This is a genomic window from Amycolatopsis minnesotensis (assembly GCF_039529815.1).
GTDB lineage: Bacteria > Actinomycetota > Actinomycetes > Mycobacteriales > Pseudonocardiaceae > Amycolatopsis > Amycolatopsis minnesotensis.
Genome location: NZ_BAAANN010000001.1, coordinates 142,749 through 160,016, shown reverse-complemented (window position 1 = coordinate 160,016; position 17,268 = coordinate 142,749). Strand labels below are relative to the sequence as shown.

Annotated in this window: 22 protein-coding genes; 3 read left to right on the top strand and 19 right to left on the bottom strand. The window is 70.6% G+C overall.

Features of this window, described 5'->3' with window-relative positions; translation table 11 throughout:
- Nucleotides 1-144 precede the first annotated feature (144 nt).
- The 4 genes from ABD256_RS00595 to ABD256_RS00580 all read right to left on the bottom strand — a co-directional run bounded on the left by ABD256_RS00595 (nt 145) and on the right by ABD256_RS00580 (nt 2,921).
- Entirely contained in the window at nt 145-951 is an 807-nt protein-coding gene (locus ABD256_RS00595) for a restriction system modified-DNA reader domain-containing protein (RefSeq protein WP_344412124.1), read from the bottom strand.
- Nucleotide 952: 1 nt separating this feature from the next.
- Nucleotides 953-1,459 carry a hypothetical protein gene (locus ABD256_RS00590; RefSeq protein ID WP_344412122.1) on the bottom strand — a complete coding sequence of 169 codons (507 nt, stop codon included), beginning with the start codon at nt 1,457-1,459 and terminating at the stop codon, nt 953-955.
- A 162-nt stretch (nt 1,460-1,621) separates the two neighbouring features.
- The gene (locus tag ABD256_RS00585) at nt 1,622-2,056 is read right to left on the bottom strand and encodes a hypothetical protein (protein WP_344412120.1); all 435 of its coding nucleotides are present in this window, start codon (nt 2,054-2,056) and stop codon (nt 1,622-1,624) included.
- A gap of 154 nt (nt 2,057-2,210) precedes the next feature.
- Nucleotides 2,211-2,921 carry a hypothetical protein gene (locus ABD256_RS00580; RefSeq protein ID WP_344412118.1) on the bottom strand — a complete coding sequence of 237 codons (711 nt, stop codon included), beginning with the start codon at nt 2,919-2,921 and terminating at the stop codon, nt 2,211-2,213.
- 353 nt (nt 2,922-3,274) lie between these two features.
- On the opposite strand from ABD256_RS00580, the gene ABD256_RS00575 reads away from it, so the two are divergent.
- The 3 genes from ABD256_RS00575 to ABD256_RS00565 all read left to right on the top strand — a co-directional run bounded on the left by ABD256_RS00575 (nt 3,275) and on the right by ABD256_RS00565 (nt 4,528).
- Complete coding sequence (locus ABD256_RS00575) at nt 3,275-3,886, top strand: hypothetical protein (RefSeq protein WP_344412117.1); 612 nt, start codon at nt 3,275-3,277, stop codon at nt 3,884-3,886.
- A gap of 88 nt (nt 3,887-3,974) precedes the next feature.
- The gene (locus tag ABD256_RS00570) at nt 3,975-4,232 is read left to right on the top strand and encodes a hypothetical protein (RefSeq protein WP_344412115.1); all 258 of its coding nucleotides are present in this window, start codon (nt 3,975-3,977) and stop codon (nt 4,230-4,232) included.
- A complete protein-coding gene (locus ABD256_RS00565) occupies nt 4,220-4,528 on the top strand; it encodes a hypothetical protein (RefSeq protein WP_344412113.1) in 309 nt (102 codons plus the stop codon). The genes ABD256_RS00570 and ABD256_RS00565 overlap by 13 nt, the downstream gene beginning before the upstream one ends.
- 515 nt (nt 4,529-5,043) lie before the next feature.
- Here the strand turns inward: ABD256_RS00565 and ABD256_RS00560 are convergent.
- From ABD256_RS00560 to ABD256_RS00490, 15 genes are all read right to left on the bottom strand, one after another.
- Nucleotides 5,044-5,319 (bottom strand): hypothetical protein, encoded by a 276-nt coding sequence (locus ABD256_RS00560; protein ID WP_344412111.1) that lies wholly within the window; start codon nt 5,317-5,319, stop codon nt 5,044-5,046.
- A 67-nt stretch (nt 5,320-5,386) separates the two neighbouring features.
- Entirely contained in the window at nt 5,387-5,836 is a 450-nt protein-coding gene (locus ABD256_RS00555) for a hypothetical protein (protein WP_344412109.1), read from the bottom strand.
- Nucleotides 5,837-5,948: 112 nt separating this feature from the next.
- Nucleotides 5,949-6,863: a hypothetical protein gene (locus ABD256_RS00550; RefSeq protein WP_344412107.1), complete on the bottom strand. Its 915-nt coding sequence runs from the start codon at nt 6,861-6,863 to the stop codon at nt 5,949-5,951.
- A 38-nt stretch (nt 6,864-6,901) separates the two neighbouring features.
- Entirely contained in the window at nt 6,902-7,312 is a 411-nt protein-coding gene (locus ABD256_RS00545; RefSeq protein ID WP_344412105.1) for a hypothetical protein, read from the bottom strand.
- A gap of 37 nt (nt 7,313-7,349) precedes the next feature.
- Nucleotides 7,350-7,772, bottom strand: a complete 423-nt coding sequence (locus ABD256_RS00540; protein ID WP_344412103.1) for a hypothetical protein — start codon at nt 7,770-7,772, stop codon at nt 7,350-7,352.
- A gap of 27 nt (nt 7,773-7,799) precedes the next feature.
- On the bottom strand, nt 7,800-8,147 hold the full coding sequence (locus ABD256_RS00535; RefSeq protein ID WP_344412101.1) for a hypothetical protein: 348 nt from the start codon (nt 8,145-8,147) through the stop codon (nt 7,800-7,802).
- Nucleotides 8,148-8,892: 745 nt separating this feature from the next.
- A complete protein-coding gene (locus tag ABD256_RS00530) occupies nt 8,893-11,838 on the bottom strand; it encodes a BTAD domain-containing putative transcriptional regulator (protein WP_344412099.1) in 2,946 nt (981 codons plus the stop codon).
- Nucleotides 11,835-12,263 (bottom strand): hypothetical protein, encoded by a 429-nt coding sequence (locus tag ABD256_RS00525; protein WP_344412097.1) that lies wholly within the window; start codon nt 12,261-12,263, stop codon nt 11,835-11,837. The genes ABD256_RS00530 and ABD256_RS00525 overlap by 4 nt, the downstream gene beginning before the upstream one ends.
- Nucleotides 12,260-12,700: a TadE/TadG family type IV pilus assembly protein gene (locus tag ABD256_RS00520; protein ID WP_344412095.1), complete on the bottom strand. Its 441-nt coding sequence runs from the start codon at nt 12,698-12,700 to the stop codon at nt 12,260-12,262. The genes ABD256_RS00525 and ABD256_RS00520 overlap by 4 nt, the downstream gene beginning before the upstream one ends.
- Nucleotides 12,697-13,113, bottom strand: coding sequence for a TadE/TadG family type IV pilus assembly protein (locus ABD256_RS00515; protein ID WP_344412093.1), 417 nt, complete (start codon nt 13,111-13,113; stop codon nt 12,697-12,699). Before ABD256_RS00515 ends, ABD256_RS00520 begins: the two co-directional genes overlap by 4 nt.
- A complete protein-coding gene (locus ABD256_RS00510; RefSeq protein ID WP_344412091.1) occupies nt 13,113-13,556 on the bottom strand; it encodes a hypothetical protein in 444 nt (147 codons plus the stop codon). Before ABD256_RS00510 ends, ABD256_RS00515 begins: the two co-directional genes overlap by 1 nt.
- A 36-nt stretch (nt 13,557-13,592) precedes the next feature.
- Entirely contained in the window at nt 13,593-13,862 is a 270-nt protein-coding gene (locus ABD256_RS00505) for a hypothetical protein (RefSeq protein WP_344412089.1), read from the bottom strand.
- Nucleotides 13,863-13,932: 70 nt separating this feature from the next.
- Entirely contained in the window at nt 13,933-14,838 is a 906-nt protein-coding gene (locus ABD256_RS00500) for a type II secretion system F family protein (RefSeq protein WP_344412087.1), read from the bottom strand.
- A complete protein-coding gene (locus ABD256_RS00495) occupies nt 14,835-15,773 on the bottom strand; it encodes a type II secretion system F family protein (RefSeq protein ID WP_344412085.1) in 939 nt (312 codons plus the stop codon). The genes ABD256_RS00500 and ABD256_RS00495 overlap by 4 nt, the downstream gene beginning before the upstream one ends.
- Entirely contained in the window at nt 15,770-17,125 is a 1,356-nt protein-coding gene (locus ABD256_RS00490) for a TadA family conjugal transfer-associated ATPase (protein WP_344412083.1), read from the bottom strand. Before ABD256_RS00490 ends, ABD256_RS00495 begins: the two co-directional genes overlap by 4 nt.
- Nucleotides 17,126-17,268 lie beyond the last annotated feature (143 nt).

Sequence of the window (17,268 nt, the reverse complement as noted above, 5' to 3'; positions counted from 1 at the left end):
CAGTCGTGGCGCCGATGGCGGAGCAAGCCGGGCGCATCACACACCGGGGCGGTCCAGTGCGGGTTATGGAAGGTGGCGAGCACGGCCCGTCTCGCGTCCGGTGTGGACACTCGACAGGCCGCGCCCGGGGTCATGCGAGGCACTTCACTCGGCGGCATTTCGTCCGTCCACAGTGGACCTGTATTCGTTGCGGAGTTCGAGAAGTGTCCGGCCGTCGCGGGCGCGGTACCAGAATCCCCACCCGTTCTGGTGCGGGCTGCCGAGCGCGGTGGTCGCGCCCGAGGGCGTGGTGAACAGGCGGCCGTCGTCCAGTTGCAGCATGCCGTGCGCGGTCACGTGGCCGGTGCGGTGCACGCCGAGACCGGGCCGTCGGTAGACCAGCTCGTCATCGGTGGCCAGCAGGCCCGCTTGGAGCAGGTCACGCACTCCGATTCGCCCCACTGATCGGTTGCCGACGACCGGCATCGGCCGGGGCGCGGGCGGGTCGGCTTCCGTGGCGTCGATATAGGTGCCCATGACGGTGGCGGCAACAGGGGTCACCACGGCGGGCCAGTCGCGGCCGAGGCGCGGCCACGTTCCGGCGGGCATCCACTGGCCGTGGTCGGCCAGCGCGAGCCGCACGGCCACCGCCTCGTCGTCGGTATCGCTTGCCGCGGGCGGGGCCAGCCGGAGAACGAGGTCGCCGTCGCACCCGGTCGCCGGGTACTCGTGTTCGCACCATTCCCCGGCGAACAGCACCACCTCGCCGCTGGCGACCCACCGGTCCGCGGCGGTGACCAGCAGCGCCCACGCGCCGGGCGGCATCCGCATCGGGACCGCCTGCAGGGCGCCGTCGGCGATCAGCACCGCGGCCTCGCGGCCCAGCGCCTCGGCGACCCGCAGCTCCGCGAGACCGCGCGGGCCGTCTTCCGGTGCGGGTGCGGCGGGGGCGAGATCCAGCCGGACGGTCATGTCAGGCCACCCCCTCGGCGACGCCCGGCGTGGTGTCGGGCCTGGGGGCGGCGGTCGGCACTGGGACCAGGTCGGTACGGCGTAGCGGGTGGATCCGTAGCCCAGCCCGGTAGATGCCCGACCGTGAGGCACCGGCCGCCTCGGCGATCCAGGCACGCGCCTCGGTGACGGTGGCGAACGGGCCGACGAACAGCGCCAGCCGTCGGGCGGGCGGGTCGATCAGCAGCGACACCACGACCGCGCCCGGCGTGTCCGGGTTGGTGTGGTGGGCGGCGAGCCGGTCGGCGACCGGGGCGGGCAGCTCGATCACGTCGCCGTTCATCTCGGCGGTGGCGCGGGTGGTGAGCGGGTCGGTTTCCGGCGGGTGTAACGCAACGGGGCGCGCGAAGGTGTCGGCGTCGGTCAGCCAGTCGGCGGCCACCGCGGCGTCGCCGTGCGAGCCGAACGTGCCGTGCACGTCGAAGTCGCTGGCGCGCACCGTCACGGTGGCGAACAGGGGCGCGTTCATGGGTCGGCGTTCCTTCCGTGTTGGGTGTGTGCCGGGGTGGCCCGGCCATCGGATGGACGCTCGACTCGGCGCGGAATGTCAAGCGCCGCAACGAAACGCGGGCCGTACGTGCCGGTGGTCGCCGTTCGCGGCGAACGGCGACCACCGGCACGCGGCGACGGGTCACCAATCGTGGAAACGCATCGTTCCGATGAACCCGCCGACAACGGCGCCGGAGTCCGACATGACGTCGACCGCGAGGAGGAACCGGCACCGTTCGGGCCGCAGGAGCTCGACCCGGTTGTAGTTACTAGCCAGCTCGAACACGACCCTGATCGTGTCGCGGATGACGTCGCTACCGGTCCCGGTGCGCGCGGGCGGTGTCGCCAGCCCGGACACCGCGACGCGCACGACGCCCTGCGGCCCGGATTCGTCGGCCGCGACCTCGAATTCGGCCTCGCGGGCGATCAGGTCATCGCCCTGGACGTCGAGGATGTCGCGTTCGAGCCGTTTCGCCACGTCGGGCAGCGGCAGGGTCGCCGTGTCGTCGTAGTGGTCGCCGATCGCGTAGTCCCCATCGGGCCGCTCGTTCGCGGTCGCGGGGTCGGTGTCCAACATGGTTGCGGTGTCCGTTCCGTGTGGGTGTTGCGCGGTTCCCGCGCGGTCCACATGGACGCTCGACTCGTGCCGGGATGTCAAGTGGCACAACGGAAAACGGATGCGGCCGTCATCGTTGGCGGAACCTGCTCGTGTTTGTCGGCAAGGCGGCGACCTACGACAGATCCGATTGTGCGGCGTCGGTATCCGATTGGTGCGGCGTCCAGCAGAGCGAGCGCAGGGCTTCTTCCAGGGTGAGGTCATGGTTGTCCATGCGGCTTTTGATCGCCTCGGCCGGGATATGTGCGCGGCGCGCCCAGTCCGCCAGGCTCATTCGGGTTCCGAACGCGGCGAGGGGTTCGCCGCTGCCGAGTCTATTGCGCGAGTCCGGTTCCTCTATGATCGCTTGTTCCGGATCCCACCCGGCGAGTATCCGTTTCCGCAAGGTTGTGGTGCTACAGTTCGCTCGAGCGTCGACCGCCCATCGATAGAGCGGTTTTGTCTCGCCGAACGCCGTCACCGCGACCATGAAATCCGATCCGTCGGGTCCTTTGGCGAGCGCATCAGCGAAGGTCATCCCACTTTTGGTTATCCTCTTATAGAGGGTGTGGTATTTAATGCCGCTCTGTTCCGCCCATCCCCGCAAGGTCAGGGTTCGCCCGTTGTAGGTGAATTCGAGCGGAGGCTTTTCGTGTTTGGCCCGAGTGATGGCGTCTTCGGTCGCCCATCCGAGCGCGAGGCGGGTCCTGACCGCCTCCCGACTCACGACGCATCGCCAGTCTCGCGACCATGCCGTCAATGTTTTGGATTCGCCGAAGGCGCTTATCAGTCCGCGCGCCCTCTCCCAATTGTAGCGGTCGTCCCGCGGCTTTCCCGTGTTGGCCATAGTCGTATTCGCAATCCGGCTTCGGCGTGCACTGATTGGCACGGCCGCCTGTGTTGTCGGGTATCAGACGGCGGGGTGATGGCCGTCCGGCGTACGTCGATATGGACGCTCCGTAGGGCCGATGTTGTCAAGCCATCGCGGGAAATTCCCGGACGGCAAAACGCGTCAACTAGCTATCGCAACGGCCGCTACAAAAGACACGTGTCTTGTTTGGACGGACCCGTTGACTTCGCCCCGGGATCGAGCGTTGATGGACGCGTAGCCCGAACGACCCCGGTAGCGCGCCGGAGGGCTACAGCCCCCGGGGGCATGACCATCCACAACCAACACCCGATTCAAGGGAGTGCATCGTCATGCCACGCACCACCAAGACCACGAAGACAACCAAGCCCGCGACGACGGCGAAGGCCGCCACGAACGGCAGCAGCGGCCCGTCGGCCGCCGACCGGCTGCGCACCGCGCTGCGCCGCAACCCGGGCATGACCGCCCGCGAACTGGCCGAGCTGGCGAACATCGGTGGCTCGACCGCGACCAAGTTCCTCGCGGCCTGGGCGACCGATGGGCAGGCCGTGCGGCTGCCCGGCGAAGACAACGGCGGGCGCAAGGCTGCCGCCCGCTGGGCGCCCCCGGAACCGGTCGACGACAGCCCGAAGCCCCGCAAGCGCAACACCACCGCGACGCGGCGCACGAAGGCCGACACGACCGACACCAAGGCCACCACGGCGAAGTCGGTCACCGACGCGCCGCCGACCGGCAGGTTGCCCAAGGGCGCGCTGCATGGCCTGGTCGAGGACTTCCTGTCCGAGCCCGACCGGCGAGACAACGCCTACACCGCGGGCGAGATCGGCCGCAAACTGGGCCGATCCTCCGGCGCGGTGCGCAACGCCCTGGACAAGCTCACCGAGAAGGACACCGTCGCCCTGGTCCAGGAAGAGCCGCGCCGCTACCAGCTCGCCGCCGACTGACCCACCGCCCGGACCGGGGCGCCGCCGACAACCCGGCGGCGCCCCGGTCCGGCATTCCGATCGATACCCCGCCGAAGGAGGACTTCCCATGCAGGCCAACCCGCCCTACCCGCTGCCCCTGTTGCGGGCGGCCCACCGCGGTACCGCCCGCGGCGACGAACTCGCCGTCGTGGCCGTGATTCCCGAGGCCCACCGCGCCGCCGACGTGCCGCGCCGGGTGTCCGGGCCGGTGATCGGGATCGGGTCGCGGATCAGCGTGCACGACCGCGAGACCGGTCGGCTGGTCGAGGACATCCGGCCCGCGTGGATCACCCACGCCACCGTCGAGCGGGGATGGCCGCGGTGACCCGCCGCAGCTACCGGCGCGGAGACCGCATCACCGAGCCCGCCGTGCTCGTGCGCCGCAACGGGATCCGCTACGCCGTGCTGACCTACCCGTGCTGCGGGTGCCGGACCTGGGTCGACGTCGCGCTGCTGGCCTACCACTGGCTGGTGCCCGACCGGCCGTTGACCATGTGGTGCGGGCGCCGGTACAACCACCGCACGCTGCCCGGCCGTGTCGGGTGCGACTGGCCCTGGACGATCACCATCACCCCTGCCGACGACGGCACCACCCCGGCCAGCTTCACCTGGACCGCATAGACGGCGAACCGCTGCCCCGACGACCCACCGCGGGCCGTCGGGGCAGCGGCACTTCTAACGCCACGCGACGGTCACCGGTTGGCAGGGCGCCGGGCACGCACGGCGATACCTGGAGTCCACAATGGATTGTGGACTCCAGGTATCGCCGCGTTGCTCGGCGCGGGGTGAAGCGGGCTCGGCCGTCGAGGGCACGGAATGCATCGGCGGACCGGGCCAGCTCGTCGATCAGCGGCTCGCTCTCGCTCGATTTAGCGGACGTCGTCGAGGTTGAGGATGCCGCACGGGCTCAGCTCTTCCTCGTGCCCGGCCGTGCAGACCCGGACCCGGCCGTAGCCGGGCGCGGCCACCTGGGCGTCGACGGTGGGGCGTGCGCACTGTCGGCATGGCGGGCCGTCGTACCGGATGCACGTATGGTCCCCGGAGCTATCCCGGTACGTTCCGCACTCGGCGCAGAAGATCCGTTCCGGATCGTCGGCGGGCGCACGTTCCCACGGGTCGGTACGGGTGTGGCGGATCTACACGCGGTCGTTGTCGAAGGCGTAGGAGGTGTCGGCGAGGTCACCGTAGTCGTTCGGGTCCGGCGTGTCGGTGGGTACGTAGGTGTGATCGATCCACTGTTCCCACAGCGTGAGGAGGGTAGCGACCACGGCGCGGTAGTCGGTTTCGGTGGTCACGTTGAGCAGGTGCGGTCCGGGGATGGCGTCGAGTTCGGCTGACTCGAAGCCGCGCACCGTGCCGAGCCATTCGGCGTCCGCGTCTCGGCCGACATAGAAGGCAGCGTAGTTCGTCATGTCATGGCTCTCTATCCATAGTGGACTTAATGGTGTTGGGTGGCCTTGCCGGTGAGGGGGCGCCGGATCAGCGTTGGGCTTCCTCGAGCAGGAGCACGCCGCATGCATTGCCGGGGATGCCTTCGAAGAAGGCGAGTACGCGCAGGAGGTCCTCGCGGCTCTCCGGGCGTCCGCCGCGGGCGGTGGTCGCCGCTACCCAGATGCTGTTGGTGGAGTCGCGCACCCAGGCGCGCCCGGCGGCATAGGTGAGGCTGTAGGCGGACCGGGCGTCGTAGGGCCGTAGCGGGTCACCCGGGATGTGTACGTCGCCGTAGCCCCGCTCGGCCCACTCGTCGATCAGGGCGGTGACGGCGGTGAGATAGGCGGCGAGGTCGGTGGCCCCGAGGGCATCCTGAGCCACGTCGAGGGATTCGACCAGGACCGCTACCTTTTCGGGGTGGTCGTGACCGACATGCAGGGTGGCCAGCGGGATAGCATCCGGGCCTCGGCCCAGGTAGATGGTGGCGCAGCGTTTCATAGGAGTCACCTCCGGTGGCGTGCATCTGTCTATTGTGGACTTTCCTGTCGTGGCGGTGCGTCGCGGCGGCTCGGGTTGCTACGAGTGCGCGGTCCGGGGTTGGGTGTGGTGTTCAGTTCCAGAGCGGGTTCGGGTCGTCGATCACGGTGATCGTTCCCGGCCCCCGCCCCTGGGCGCGCAGGTCCGGGCCGTCGTACGCGGTGCCTACATGGGTGAGCAGCCCGAAGCGGCGGTCGGTGTCGTCGTGCGGATTGCTCCACCCGTGGGCGGCGGCCAGGGCGGTGATCTCGTCGAAGGCGCGGCGGTCGGCGTCACCGGGCGGGCGGCGGGTGCCGGGGGTGTCGTCGAGGCCGTAGAGGTACAGCTTGATCTCGTCGCGGGCGGTGTTCGCGACGGCGGCGTAGCGCACGTCCGGCCACACCGCCGAGGTGACATTGCGGCCGAGGGCGGTTAGTTCGGCCATGAGCCACGCGGCCAGAGCAGGAAGATCGAGAGCCCATGTGTCCAAATAGGACTTACCGTAGCGGCGGCTCGCCGGGGTGAGGTCGACCCGCGGCGCCGCGGGGGCGCCGGTGAGGGTGATGGTGTGCCATTGACCCCTGCCCGGCCGGTATGGGCGTTCGTGCACCGCGGGGTAGTACAGGACCTCGCCGTTGTCGAACGTGTAGGCCGCGCCGGACCAATGGCCGCCGTGGTCGCCGTCGGCGGGCGGGCAGGTGCCCAAGGCGGGCGGCGGGTCGGCGTGGTCACTGGTGGCGTCGCCGCACCCGGCCGCGCGCCAACCGGTGACGAACGCGCCGAGCGCGTCGAGGTAGTCGTGTTCGGTGGTCGCGGACAGCAGCCGCCGTCCGACCGGGAGCAGCGCGAGGGTCGCGGGCTCGGGTGGCGGGTCGGGGGTGTAGGCAACTGCGAGGCCGTGCGCGGTCGAGGTGTCCCCGCGGCCGGTGAAGAACCCGGCGTAGCCGGACCGGTCCCGGTCGAAGTCGACGGCGGGCACGGTGGGCGTGGTGCGGTCGGTGGCGGTCATCGCGGGTGTTCCTTTCGCTAGATTGAGTCCACTGTGGACTAAAGTCGGTGTAGTTCGAGTCGGACGGTCTGGTCGTGGCACCGGTAGAGCGCCGCCGGGTCGAGCCAGCTGTCCTCGCGGCCGTCGTCGGGCGATACGCCGATTTCGGTGGTGCCGTAGCGGGATGACTCGACAAAGAGGGTTCCGGCACCGAGCGTGATCTTGTCGCCGACCGCGGCCGGGTCCACCCCGAGGCCGTGGGCGATGTCGCCGAGGTGGAACGCGGGCCGGGTGCCCGTGATGACGGCTACGAGCTGGCCGCGTGCGCCGACCGGGGCGGTGTCGAACAGCACCGAGTCCGGTGTGCCGTCGTCGGGGTTGCGGGTGAGGTGCACGGTGCCGTACCGGTCGATGCGCCGTTCGTCGGCGTGCCAGTTGAGAACACCGGTACCGAGGATTATTTCATCCATTGTGGACACTCCTAGGTGTTGGTGACCGCGCCGGGGGTCAGATGCCGTGAGCTGAAATCTGTCCGGTGGGGCTCGCAGGTGGACGAGGGTGTGCGCGCGGATACTTGCGGTCGGCGATTCGTGTCAGCGCCGCGTTGATTTCTTGGTTGGTCCAGTGTCGCCCGGGGCGCGCGGGCATGGTCCCCGGCGTTTGTCCACTGTGTACTCTTGTGGCTAGTTCGGGTTCGGCGGCGCGCAGGACCGCGTCGAGCACGTCGGCGGGCGCGTTGTCGATGTGGATTCGCCAGAGGACCAGCCGGGCGCGGTCGCCCGTGAGGGCGGTCACGGCGAGTGAGCCTTCGCGGTCAGTGATCGTCACTGTGACCCGGCCGCCGGGGCTGCGGAAGGTTTCGCCGTCGTCGTCGGGCTCGAATTCGTAGCCTTCGAGTACCCGGAAGTAGTCGAACATGATGTCCGTCATGATTCCTCCTGTCTATCCACTGTGGACTCACGTGTGGTCGAGCGCGGCCTTGACGTCGGGGTGACGGGTAGCCGGTATCCAGGTGTGGTCCGGTTGCCGGATCCAGACCCGGTCGAGAACGAAGGCGTAGATGTAGTCGGCGTCACCGGGCGGGGTCTCGTCGTGGCGGCTCGGGTAGATCGCGGCGCCGTGCCCGTCGTCCTCCCACACGTCCAGGAGGTCTTCGACCGCGTCGCGGTAGGTGTCGGGGTCGGTGGCGGTCAGGGCTAGGCGCCCGGGGCCGACCGCGGCTACGCCTGCGGGGTAGCTATCGCGTTGCAGGGTGCCGAGCCAGCTGGCGATTAGCCCGGTTCGAAATTGTGCGTAGGTGCTCATGTGATTTCCCGTATACCGTTCGGGCGTATTTCGGGCGGGGCGCGGAATTGTTGGGTTTTGCGGTTTCCGTCCCGCTGACAATTCCAAGCTAGCTCGGTGCGGTAGGGCGCGCAATAGCCCGGCGCGGGTTTTTTCGGGGAATTTTTCCTAGCCGCGACGCGCGTGTGACGTGCGCGAATGCGCGCCCGCGCGCGCATGGGAAACCGGCAGATAGCGGGAATTGCGGCGCCGTTCCGCCGTTTTTCGGCGGAATTGTTTTGTGTCGCATTTTGCGACACAAAACAGCGGCGGAAGCCGCGGAGAGGTGAGCAACATGTGAGGTAAGAGGCCCGTACGGACTGGTTATCGTGACCAGTCTGGCTCGTCGGCCACCCGGCGCAAGGCGCTGTGAGCTGCGGTGTTGGGGAGCGCAAGGGGGTCAGTGGGGGGTCATCCTTAAGACGACGTGCCTTCGACGCCCAGGACGACGTCCCGGATGACCCCCCACTGACACCGACCTTGACGGCCGTACTGCCGACGAATGGGCTTCTGTCGGCGCGACCGGTCGCCGGGAAACCTGCGCTTGTCGCGACGAGGTGAATTGCGGGCGCGTGCCCCTTTTCTGTCCGCCGATGCGGTGTGATGTGGTTGTGTCGACGGAACTTATGCGTACTCATTGCTGGGCCTAGTTGCCTGTGTTTGGGTATTTTGTGGTGGTCTGGACCGAAGGAGAGCACACCTTTATGTAGAGCGGAAGCGGTGGGATTTAGCGCTGCGGGACGGGTGCTTTATCGAGCAGCGCAGTGGTTTCGGGATCGGGTTCGAGATCGATGTCGCGCAGATTGCTTTGCAGGCGCCGGTAGGTGGTGTGGGCGGCGTCGAGGCGGCCGAGGTCGCGTTGCAGGGCGATGGTGCGCCGGTAGAGGGCCTCGGTGTAGGGATCCCACGTGATCGCGACGGCGAGCGCGTCGAGCGCCTCGTCAGGGTTGTGGTCACGGACTTCCCCGGCGAGGGCGACGAGGGCGTCGACGGCCTGGCTACGCCAGTGCTCGGCGATGGGTTCGGCCCACGAGTACGGTGCGCCCTCCAGTGGCGGCCCGGCCCGGCACAGGCGGGCGAGCTGGCGCAGCGCGTCCAGGCGCGTGTCGGCGTCGCTGGTGGTGCGGGCGCGGGTCAAGGTGCGCTCCAGCGTCCACACGTCGGCGGTGATGGTGTCGGGGTCAAGGCGGTAGCGGCCGGACTCGGTGACCACGAACGCCGCGTCGTTGTCGCCGGTGGCTTTGCGCAGGGCCGAGCGGGCGTAGGAGATGGCCTCGTGCAGCCGCGCGGCGGGCTGGTCGGGCAGGACGGCCTCGCGCAGCGTGTCCGCGGTGCTGCCGGGCTGGTGGGCGGCGAGGTAGGCCAGGACTTCGCGAGCGCGAGCGCGCAACCCGCGGACGTGGTCGCCGTGGGCATGCACGCGCGCCCCGCCGAGCAGTTGCACCACCACCGTAGGTTCCTCCTCGCCCACCGAGGCGGGCGATCGCTGGTCGTGCGGGGCGTGGGCGTCCGCGATGCCCGCGCCGTGGGCAGCCTCCGCCTTCGAAGGCGCATCCGGGGTGGCGTCGTCGTGGGATTGGCGAGGCGCGGGTGTACGGGCGGCGGCGAGCAGGTGCCAGATCTCGTCGGCTTCGGCCGGGCTGAGGATTTCGGCACGCGCTCCGGCCACCGAGGCAGTGCCGGGGCCGTGCGCTGCGGCGATGGTGCCGTCGGCGTCGAGGGTCAGCTGCGTCAAGTCGCCGGCCTCGTGAAGGTGGTCCTCGCCCAGGAGCAGGAGGTGGATGCCGACCGCGCGGCCTTGCTTGCCGATCGAGGCCCATTCCCGTCGGAACTGCGGTGACGGGCGGGCTGCCGCCAGCAGTGGCGGCACCGGCTCGGCGATCTCGCCGAGCCGCTCTTCGTCAGGGTGGAGGTCGGCGTCGAGCTGGTCGTCGTCGCGCAGCCGAGTGCGCCGGGCGAGCTCGGTGTGCAGCCGCGCCAGCGCCGCGCTCTCCTCGTCGGTGACCTCGACCCCCGGGGCCTGCCGCAGCGCGAGGTCATCGCCTCCAGCGATCAACTCGGCAATGGCAGGGTCCGCCAGCAGCGCCTGGGCCGGGTAGCGCGCGTCGACCGCCAGCACGGTGGCCAGCGCGGCGCGGACAGCCGCCACGGCACCGGGACCGGCCAGCGCGAGCCCGACCGTGGTCGACAGGTCCAGCGTGTTCGCGCTGGTGTCGGTGTGGGTGGTCAGCACCGGCGCGGGCGGTGGCCAGACCCGTCGCCGCCCGGTCACGAGGGCGCCGGGCTCGCCGCTGTGGGCGCCGAGGTCGCCGGGAATCTGCTCATTCTCGGCAGGTGGGTCCTCGTCCACCGTGGTCTCGCCTGCGCGCCGAGTGCGCTGCGCGACGTGATCGAGGGTGTCGATCACGGATCCTGGTGGGGCGAGATCGGCCTGCTGCAAGGGTTTCTCGGCTGGGGCGAGGTGACCGGTCGGGTTGCGGCGCGCGCGGCGGCGCCGCCGCGCGAGGACAAGCAGGACGGCGACGCTGAGCGCCAGGCCGAGCCCAACCAGGCCGCCGCCGGGAAGCTGCACCGGTGCCTCCCGGTCAGCCTGTGCACCGTCGTCGTGTCCCGGGTTCGGGGCGGCGCTGGAGGGCGGCGCGGGCGGTTGGCTCGGCGAAGCAGGTGCTGGTGCGCCGTGACCGGGTGGCTGGGCGGCGGGCGGTTTCGGCGCTGGTTGTGCCGCGGCGGCGGGGAGTCGGATCTGCCAGCCGGGCAGGAGCTGGTCGGGGTGGCGCAGGACGCGCCCGTCCGGTTGCGGGAGCCCGCGGTTGGCCTCGAATAGCGCTGGCCATGCGTCGGGGTCGCCGAGTTCCCGACCGGCGATGGCGGAGAGGGTGTCGCCGGGCTCCACCGGCACGGTCCGCGCGCCGGATCCGGCCTCCGGCCTGTCGGCGGGCAGGTTCACCGCGTCCGGCGGCAACAGCAGCACATCGTGCGGGTACAGCTCGTGGGCGTTGGGGACGCGATCGGCGTTTAGGACGGCGATCTCGTGGTAACGGCGGCCGTCGCCGAGGTGGTATTCGGCCAGCCCCCACACCGTGTCTCCCGGGTGGACTGTGACGCGGGGGCAATCCGGCTGTACGGACGGGTCCACCCAAGTCCGACTCGGCTTCTGCTGTGCCGGCGAGTCGGTCTGCTTCGACACCGGCTCGGCGGTGGCGTGAGTCTGCTGCGGAGGCCGGTGCGGGGCGGTGGCCACGATAGGGCTGCTGGTGGTCGGCAGGGCGGTGGCGGTGCCGGTGGAGATCAGTACCAGCGCCGCGGCGACGAGTCCGGCGAGCCACCGGCCACGCGGAACACGGGCCAGCACACCGCGGGCGGTGCGAACTCCCTGCCTGGTCTGGCGGATTACCTCGGCCGTGACGGACAAGGTGAGCAGCAGCCAGCCCGCCCACGCCACGACGACCACGAGCACGACGACGAGGTCGCCGGTGAGCCACGCCCACCGCAGGGTGTTCCAGATTCGTTCGGGCCATTGGCTAATCGGAGCCAGATCCGGCCACTGGTCGGGAATCAGACGGGCGGGGTCGGCGCCGAGTGCAAGGAGTCCGCAAGGTATCCCGACGACGAAGGCGAGCAGGGCCAGCGCGGCGAGCAGGCCACGCAGCCGTTGTGCCGCGGGCGAAGTCATGGCAGGCCGCCGTCGCGGGTGCCGACCCCAAGCTGGGCCAGGGCGGTGCCGGTGGCCTGGGCGCTCCCGCCGAGCAGGCCGATGGTGGTGGGCTCGGTGACCGTGACCGTCACCCGCACGGCGCGGGGACCGACGATGGTGACCTGGCCGGGGTGCCCGGCGCGGGCGAGGTAGTCGGCGGCGGTGCGGGCGGCGCTGGCGGCATCGACCCCGACGTTCGGGCTGCGCGTGTCCACGGCGGTGTTGGCCGCGCGCGCCCCCTCAGCGGCCAGGGCGTCGGCGCGGGAGATCGCCCGTAACCGCGCGGAACCGTCGACCACCAGCGCGAACACCAACAGCAGCGCGGGCACCAGGACCGCGACCATCACGCTGACCGACCCGGAATCCCGCGGCCTTGCTCGGGCAATCGGCGCGCGGGCGGTCATGGGATGCCTCGGTACGGGTCGACCGGGCTGGTGAAGGTACCGGTGACTCGGGTGTCGCCGGGGATCGGGAGGGCGAGGTCGTTGAGCGGGACGCGGCAGGTCACGCTGGCCCGGACCTGACCGGCGCGGCCGACCGCGATCTGGCTGGCATCGACGGACACGCTGGATTCGCGGCAGGTGATGCCCTCGCGCGCCAGGCGTTCCCGGGCAACCTGCGTTCCAGCCTGCAGTGCCGCGGCTGGGCCGCGGGCGATCGAGGCGGCGCGCGCTGCGGCGGTGGCGGCGTTGTCGACCGCCTGCTGTGCCGAGGAAGTGCGGGCGCCCGCGACGATCAGCAGCCCGACGAAGAGCACGGCGGGCACGAGCACGGCAGCCTCGACGCTGACGGAGCCCGCATCACCCCACCACCACCGAATACCGCGTCGGCGGGAGTTCACGGTCCACCTCCGGCGGCCAGGGTGGGAACGGTGAACCGCTCCTTGCTTGCCTGGGCACTGGCTTCGGTGTGGATATCCAGGCCCGGGATGGGCAGCAGGCGCGGCACGGTGCCGGAGACGGTGACCTGGACGGTTTCCGCGGTGACCGTGGCCTGCGCCGCGGGGTCGGTGAGCACGCCGCTCCCGGCTCGGGTGGTGAACGAGCGCGCGGTCTCTGCCGCGATGGTGGTCGTGGCGCCGACCGGGCGACCCGCGTCGACTCCGGCTTGGGCTGCCTGGGCAGCGACGGCGTGCGCGTGCCACCACAATCCGCCCTGCACGGCCGAGAGGATCAGCAGCAGCACGATCGGGAACAGCACGGCTAGCCCCACCGACTCCGACCCGGTGTCCCCGCCCGGGAGGTGCAGCTGCATCACCCCACCTCCGCGGTGACCGGCTCGGAGGTGTTCGCTGTGCCGTCGCGAGGTGCGGGAGGTGCGGTGGGTGTGGATGCCTGGCTCGCCGCGTGCGCTTCTCCTGTGGATGGTCCCCGTCTCGTGGCGTTCTTCGCGCCCGATGCGCTCACTGTGGGCTTCGGCTTCTTTCGCTTGGGGCGGCTGGATTTCCGGCTGTTGAGCCACCCGGTGAGATCTGCGGCGGGGACGTCGGTGAACTGTGCCAGCTCGTCGATCTCGATGACGTCGCTGGCCTCGGCGAGCGCTTCGCCGAGTTCCCGCTCGATGTCGCCCAGTTGCTCCGCGACTGCTGCCCGGTGCTGGGCGAGTTCGCCGATCCGTTGTGCGGCAGCGGATCGCTTCGCGCTGCGGGCGGCGTCGGCCTCGGCGACACGACGTTCGATCTCCTCAGTCGTAGCCATCCTGGTTCCTCCGATTCGTTGAGCGGGCGCGGGTGATCACGGCTGGTTGGGAGGTTTGAGCTGGCCTTGAAATGAGGTGACCAGGGCTTTGATGGCGAACCCCAGTCCGACTGCCACAGCGAGGCCGATGGCCACCAGCACGGCCTTCTCCACGGATTCGGATCCCCGGTCCCCGGAGGCGCGGATCCGCGCCCACCGTGTGTCGAGGGCGTTGGTGCACGCGAGCACGAGCCCGGTCAGCACGAGTCCCAGGCGCACGTAGTGATGGCGCGCTCTGGTGACGATGTGGTGGATGGTGTTGGACATCCGAGGTCAACTCCTTCGCTCCAGTGGCGGGATACGTTGTCCCGCAACGTCTTTCTCGCGGTAGCTGCGGCTAGGTGCCTCCAGCCAGCAGGCGGATGAGCGCCGGGAAGATCGCCAGTAGCAGGAACGCGACCAGCAGCAACGCCACCGGCAGGGCGAGGCGTTGGGAGCGGGCGTTGGCGTCGGCCTTGTCCGTGGCCAGGGCGGCCGAGCGCAGCGCACCAGCTTTGGCGATCAGGGTGGTGTAGATGGCGGCCCCGTCGGCGGCGGTGGCGAGAATGTCGGCCAGATCCGCGAGTTCGACCACGCCCATCCGTTTTCCCAAGCGGGATAAGGCTTCCCACGGGGTGTGCCCGGCGCGGATGGCCCGGCCGAGCGTGCGGTTGATCCGCGCGAAAACCCAGGAGTCCGCCACGGCAGCGGCTTCAGCGAGCGCTTGGCTCGGGGCGCGTCCGGTCGCGCGTTCCTGGGCGACCAGATCGAGGTAGGCGGCGGTGGCCCGCCGGAACTCCTCTTGCGCTTTATCGGCGTCCTCCCGCACGGCCAGCACCGGCACCACCGATCCGGCCACCGCAGCGAGCACGGCAGTCAGCACCACCACGGTGGCAGGAAGGCCGAGGCCGCCGAACCAGCTCAACCCCGCCAGGACGAGGACGCCCGCGGCGGCTCCGGCGGCCCAGGCCAGGCGGCGAGCGACATATCGCTCGGGGGTGTGGTCGAGCACGTCGAGGTCGGAGGTGGGGATGCCCCACCAGCGGCTCGACGACCGAGCCGAGTAGCCGGCGACTCGCTCCAACCGCGTCGACCACCGGCTCCGTGGTGGAGCACCCTCGGCGCGGCGGGCTGTGCGGTCGTCCAGCTCGGCGACCGCGGCGGCCAGGTTGAGCGGGGCCGGGCGGACCAGCGCCAGGATCACGCACACCAGCGCGAGCCCGGCGAGCGCGCCCAGCGCGGCGGCGATGAAACCAGGACTCATCGCGACACCACCTCCTTGGATTGGGAAACCGCGGCCAGCCGCCGCTTCGGTTTCGGCGCGCCGACCGGGGTGCGCGAGGTCGTACCGAGCAGCCGAGCCGGACGGCGAGTGCGGGTCAGGATGTGCATCCACCACCCCGCCGCACCGAGCAGACCGCCGATCCCGGCCATCACCAACTGACCGAGCAAACCGTTGAAGGGCGCCAAAAACTCGCGCGCGAACACCACCAGCCCGGCCACCATGACCGCGGTGATGCCGAGGATCGCGCGCACATCGGTGCGGGGTTTGGCGCGGTCGGCCTCGATGTCCCGGCGCGCCACCACTTCGCGTTCGAGAGCCGTGGCTTTCGCGTCGAGGACATCGACCAGGCCACGGCCGCCCGCACGGGCGCGCAAGATCAGCGCACAGACCACCTCGTCGGCGGCCTCATCGCCGACGTCCTCGGCGAACGCCCGCAGAGCGGGTTCCAGGCCGCGGGTGCGCACCCGCACAGCCAGGGTCTCCACCTCGGTGGCCAGCGCATCGGGGGCGGTGCGGGCCGAGCTGGCGATCGCCTGCTCCAGGCCACCGGCGCCGGAGGCCAGCACGTCGGCCAGGCGCCGCACCCAGCTCGCCAACGCATCCAGCCGCGCAATGAGCCGCTGGGCGTCGTGGCCGCGCGCCAGGATCGGGACCGTGATCACCCCGGCGGTGGCCAGGATGGCGGCGACCGGCCAGCTCGTGGCCCACCACACCAGCACCCCTGCGGCCACCGCGACCAGAACCCGCAGCAGCGGCAGCCGCGCGGCGAGCGCCCGCCAGTCCAGCGCCCGGTACGTGATTCCTCGAGCGGACTCGTCTGGCGGTCGCGTCGCGGGCGGGAGGAACGCGGTGACCGCGCAGGCAACCGCGCCTACGGCAAGGATGCCGAGCAGCCCCGGCCACAGTGCCGTCATCGCAGACCCCCTCGGTCCGGGAAACCCGCGGTCTGCCAGGAACCGGCGGTGTCGAGCCCGGTGCGGTCGAAACCGTGGCGCTCCAAGCGCTCCAGCAGGTCACGGCTCGGTGCGTAGGCGGGCACAGCGCGCCCGTCCTCGGTGCAGGGGCCGAAGATCCGGGTGGTGTCCGGTCGGCCGGAATCGCCGACCGGACCGACCTCGATGATCTCGGAGACGAACCGCTCCCGGCGGTGCCTGCCCAGGTGGTCGTGGTCGGTGCGGGCGACATGCACGACGAGGTCGATGGCCGAGGCGGTCCACTGGTGGGCAGCTTCGATGGCCAGGGGCGGATCGGCGAGTTGCCCGAGCGCGGCGATCCGGTCGAACACCGCCGATGCGGAGATGGCGTGCAGGGTGCACATGCCACCGGTGGCCCCGTTTCCGAGGGCGCGGAGCATGGCGGTGACTTCTCCGGCGCGAACTTCGCCGACGATCACGCGGCTCGGCGAGTGCCGCAGCGTCTGCTTGAGCAGGTCGTCCAGAGTGATCTCGCCGATGCCTTCCGAGTTCGCTGGGCGGGCTTCCAGCGGAGTCACTAGTGGACGGGGGCCGATGTGCAGGCCGAGTTCGTATTCCTCCTCGACCGTAACCACGTGCTCGACGTCGGGGATCTCGCTGCACAATGCGCGCAGCAACGTGGTTTTCCCGGCGGCAGGGCCGCCGGAGACGATCACGTTGCACCCGGCCCGGACTGCGGCGCGCAGGAACACGGCGAGCAACGGGTCGAGGGTGCCGCCCGCGACCAGGTCGTCCAGGACGACGTCGACCAAGCGGTGGCGGCGGATCGCCACCCGCGGCCGGTCGGACACCTCCATCACGGCCGCGACCCGCGCCCCGAGCGGGCCACCGGCAGGAATCCGCAAGTTCCCCAGCGGGCGACCGGCGTTGAACTCGCGCGACGTTTGGCCCTGGCGGGCGAACATCGCCGCGAGCATCTCGATCAACTCGGCGTCGGTGTCGGCGACCGGATGCGGCCACCGTTCGATCGAGCCGTCGGCCAGCTCAAGCATGACGTGGTCGCAGCCGTGCACGTGGATGTTCTCCACGTCCTCGCGTTCCAGCAGCTCTTCCAGCGCGCCGAGCCCGGACAGCGCAGCTACCACCGCGCGCGCCAGCCGCTTCTCGTCCTCAATGGACAATGGCGCCTGACCTGCGGCGGCGCGGCGCTGCACCCAGGCGGTGACTTCCTCGGCCACGTAGGCGCGCATCCGCGCCTGCTGCTCCTCGACCGACAATGGCGAGTCCAGATGCGTTTCCCCGGCGGCAACCCGTTCCAGCCGGGCGGCAACCGACTCCCGTATCGCCCGCACGGCCTGCGGATCCAGGAACCCACCCGCACCGCCATCCTGCGGTGCTGCGGGCGCTGGCGGCGCTGCTGGCCCGGTTCCCGGCGTACCGGCGAACGGGGGCGACGGATTGGCCGGACGGTGGAGGGACGTCGGGCCGGTGGTGG

Bases quoted from the DNA above. Each gene is read 5' to 3' on its own strand.
- ABD256_RS00575 (WP_344412117.1), top strand. From the start codon at position 3,275: ATGCCACGCACCACCAAGACCACGAAGACAACCAAGCCCGCGACGACG.
- ABD256_RS00535 (WP_344412101.1), bottom strand. From the start codon at position 8,147: ATGAGCACCTACGCACAATTTCGAACCGGGCTAATCGCCAGCTGGCTC.
- ABD256_RS00540 (WP_344412103.1), bottom strand. From the start codon at position 7,772: ATGACGGACATCATGTTCGACTACTTCCGGGTACTCGAAGGCTACGAA.
- ABD256_RS00500 (WP_344412087.1), bottom strand. From the start codon at position 14,838: ATGAGTCCTGGTTTCATCGCCGCCGCGCTGGGCGCGCTCGCCGGGCTC.
- ABD256_RS00525 (WP_344412097.1), bottom strand. From the start codon at position 12,263: ATGACCGCCCGCGCGCCGATTGCCCGAGCAAGGCCGCGGGATTCCGGG.
- ABD256_RS00530 (WP_344412099.1), bottom strand. From the start codon at position 11,838: ATGACTTCGCCCGCGGCACAACGGCTGCGTGGCCTGCTCGCCGCGCTG.
- ABD256_RS00550 (WP_344412107.1), bottom strand. From the start codon at position 6,863: ATGACCGCCACCGACCGCACCACGCCCACCGTGCCCGCCGTCGACTTC.
- ABD256_RS00495 (WP_344412085.1), bottom strand. From the start codon at position 15,773: ATGACGGCACTGTGGCCGGGGCTGCTCGGCATCCTTGCCGTAGGCGCG.
- ABD256_RS00555 (WP_344412109.1), bottom strand. From the start codon at position 5,836: ATGAAACGCTGCGCCACCATCTACCTGGGCCGAGGCCCGGATGCTATC.
- ABD256_RS00565 (WP_344412113.1), top strand. From the start codon at position 4,220: ATGGCCGCGGTGACCCGCCGCAGCTACCGGCGCGGAGACCGCATCACC.
- ABD256_RS00545 (WP_344412105.1), bottom strand. From the start codon at position 7,312: ATGGATGAAATAATCCTCGGTACCGGTGTTCTCAACTGGCACGCCGAC.
- ABD256_RS00590 (WP_344412122.1), bottom strand. From the start codon at position 1,459: ATGAACGCGCCCCTGTTCGCCACCGTGACGGTGCGCGCCAGCGACTTC.
- ABD256_RS00595 (WP_344412124.1), bottom strand. From the start codon at position 951: ATGACCGTCCGGCTGGATCTCGCCCCCGCCGCACCCGCACCGGAAGAC.
- ABD256_RS00560 (WP_344412111.1), bottom strand. From the start codon at position 5,319: ATGACGAACTACGCTGCCTTCTATGTCGGCCGAGACGCGGACGCCGAA.
- ABD256_RS00585 (WP_344412120.1), bottom strand. From the start codon at position 2,056: ATGTTGGACACCGACCCCGCGACCGCGAACGAGCGGCCCGATGGGGAC.
- ABD256_RS00570 (WP_344412115.1), top strand. From the start codon at position 3,975: ATGCAGGCCAACCCGCCCTACCCGCTGCCCCTGTTGCGGGCGGCCCAC.
- ABD256_RS00505 (WP_344412089.1), bottom strand. From the start codon at position 13,862: ATGTCCAACACCATCCACCACATCGTCACCAGAGCGCGCCATCACTAC.
- ABD256_RS00515 (WP_344412093.1), bottom strand. From the start codon at position 13,113: ATGCAGCTGCACCTCCCGGGCGGGGACACCGGGTCGGAGTCGGTGGGG.
- ABD256_RS00580 (WP_344412118.1), bottom strand. From the start codon at position 2,921: ATGGCCAACACGGGAAAGCCGCGGGACGACCGCTACAATTGGGAGAGG.
- ABD256_RS00510 (WP_344412091.1), bottom strand. From the start codon at position 13,556: ATGGCTACGACTGAGGAGATCGAACGTCGTGTCGCCGAGGCCGACGCC.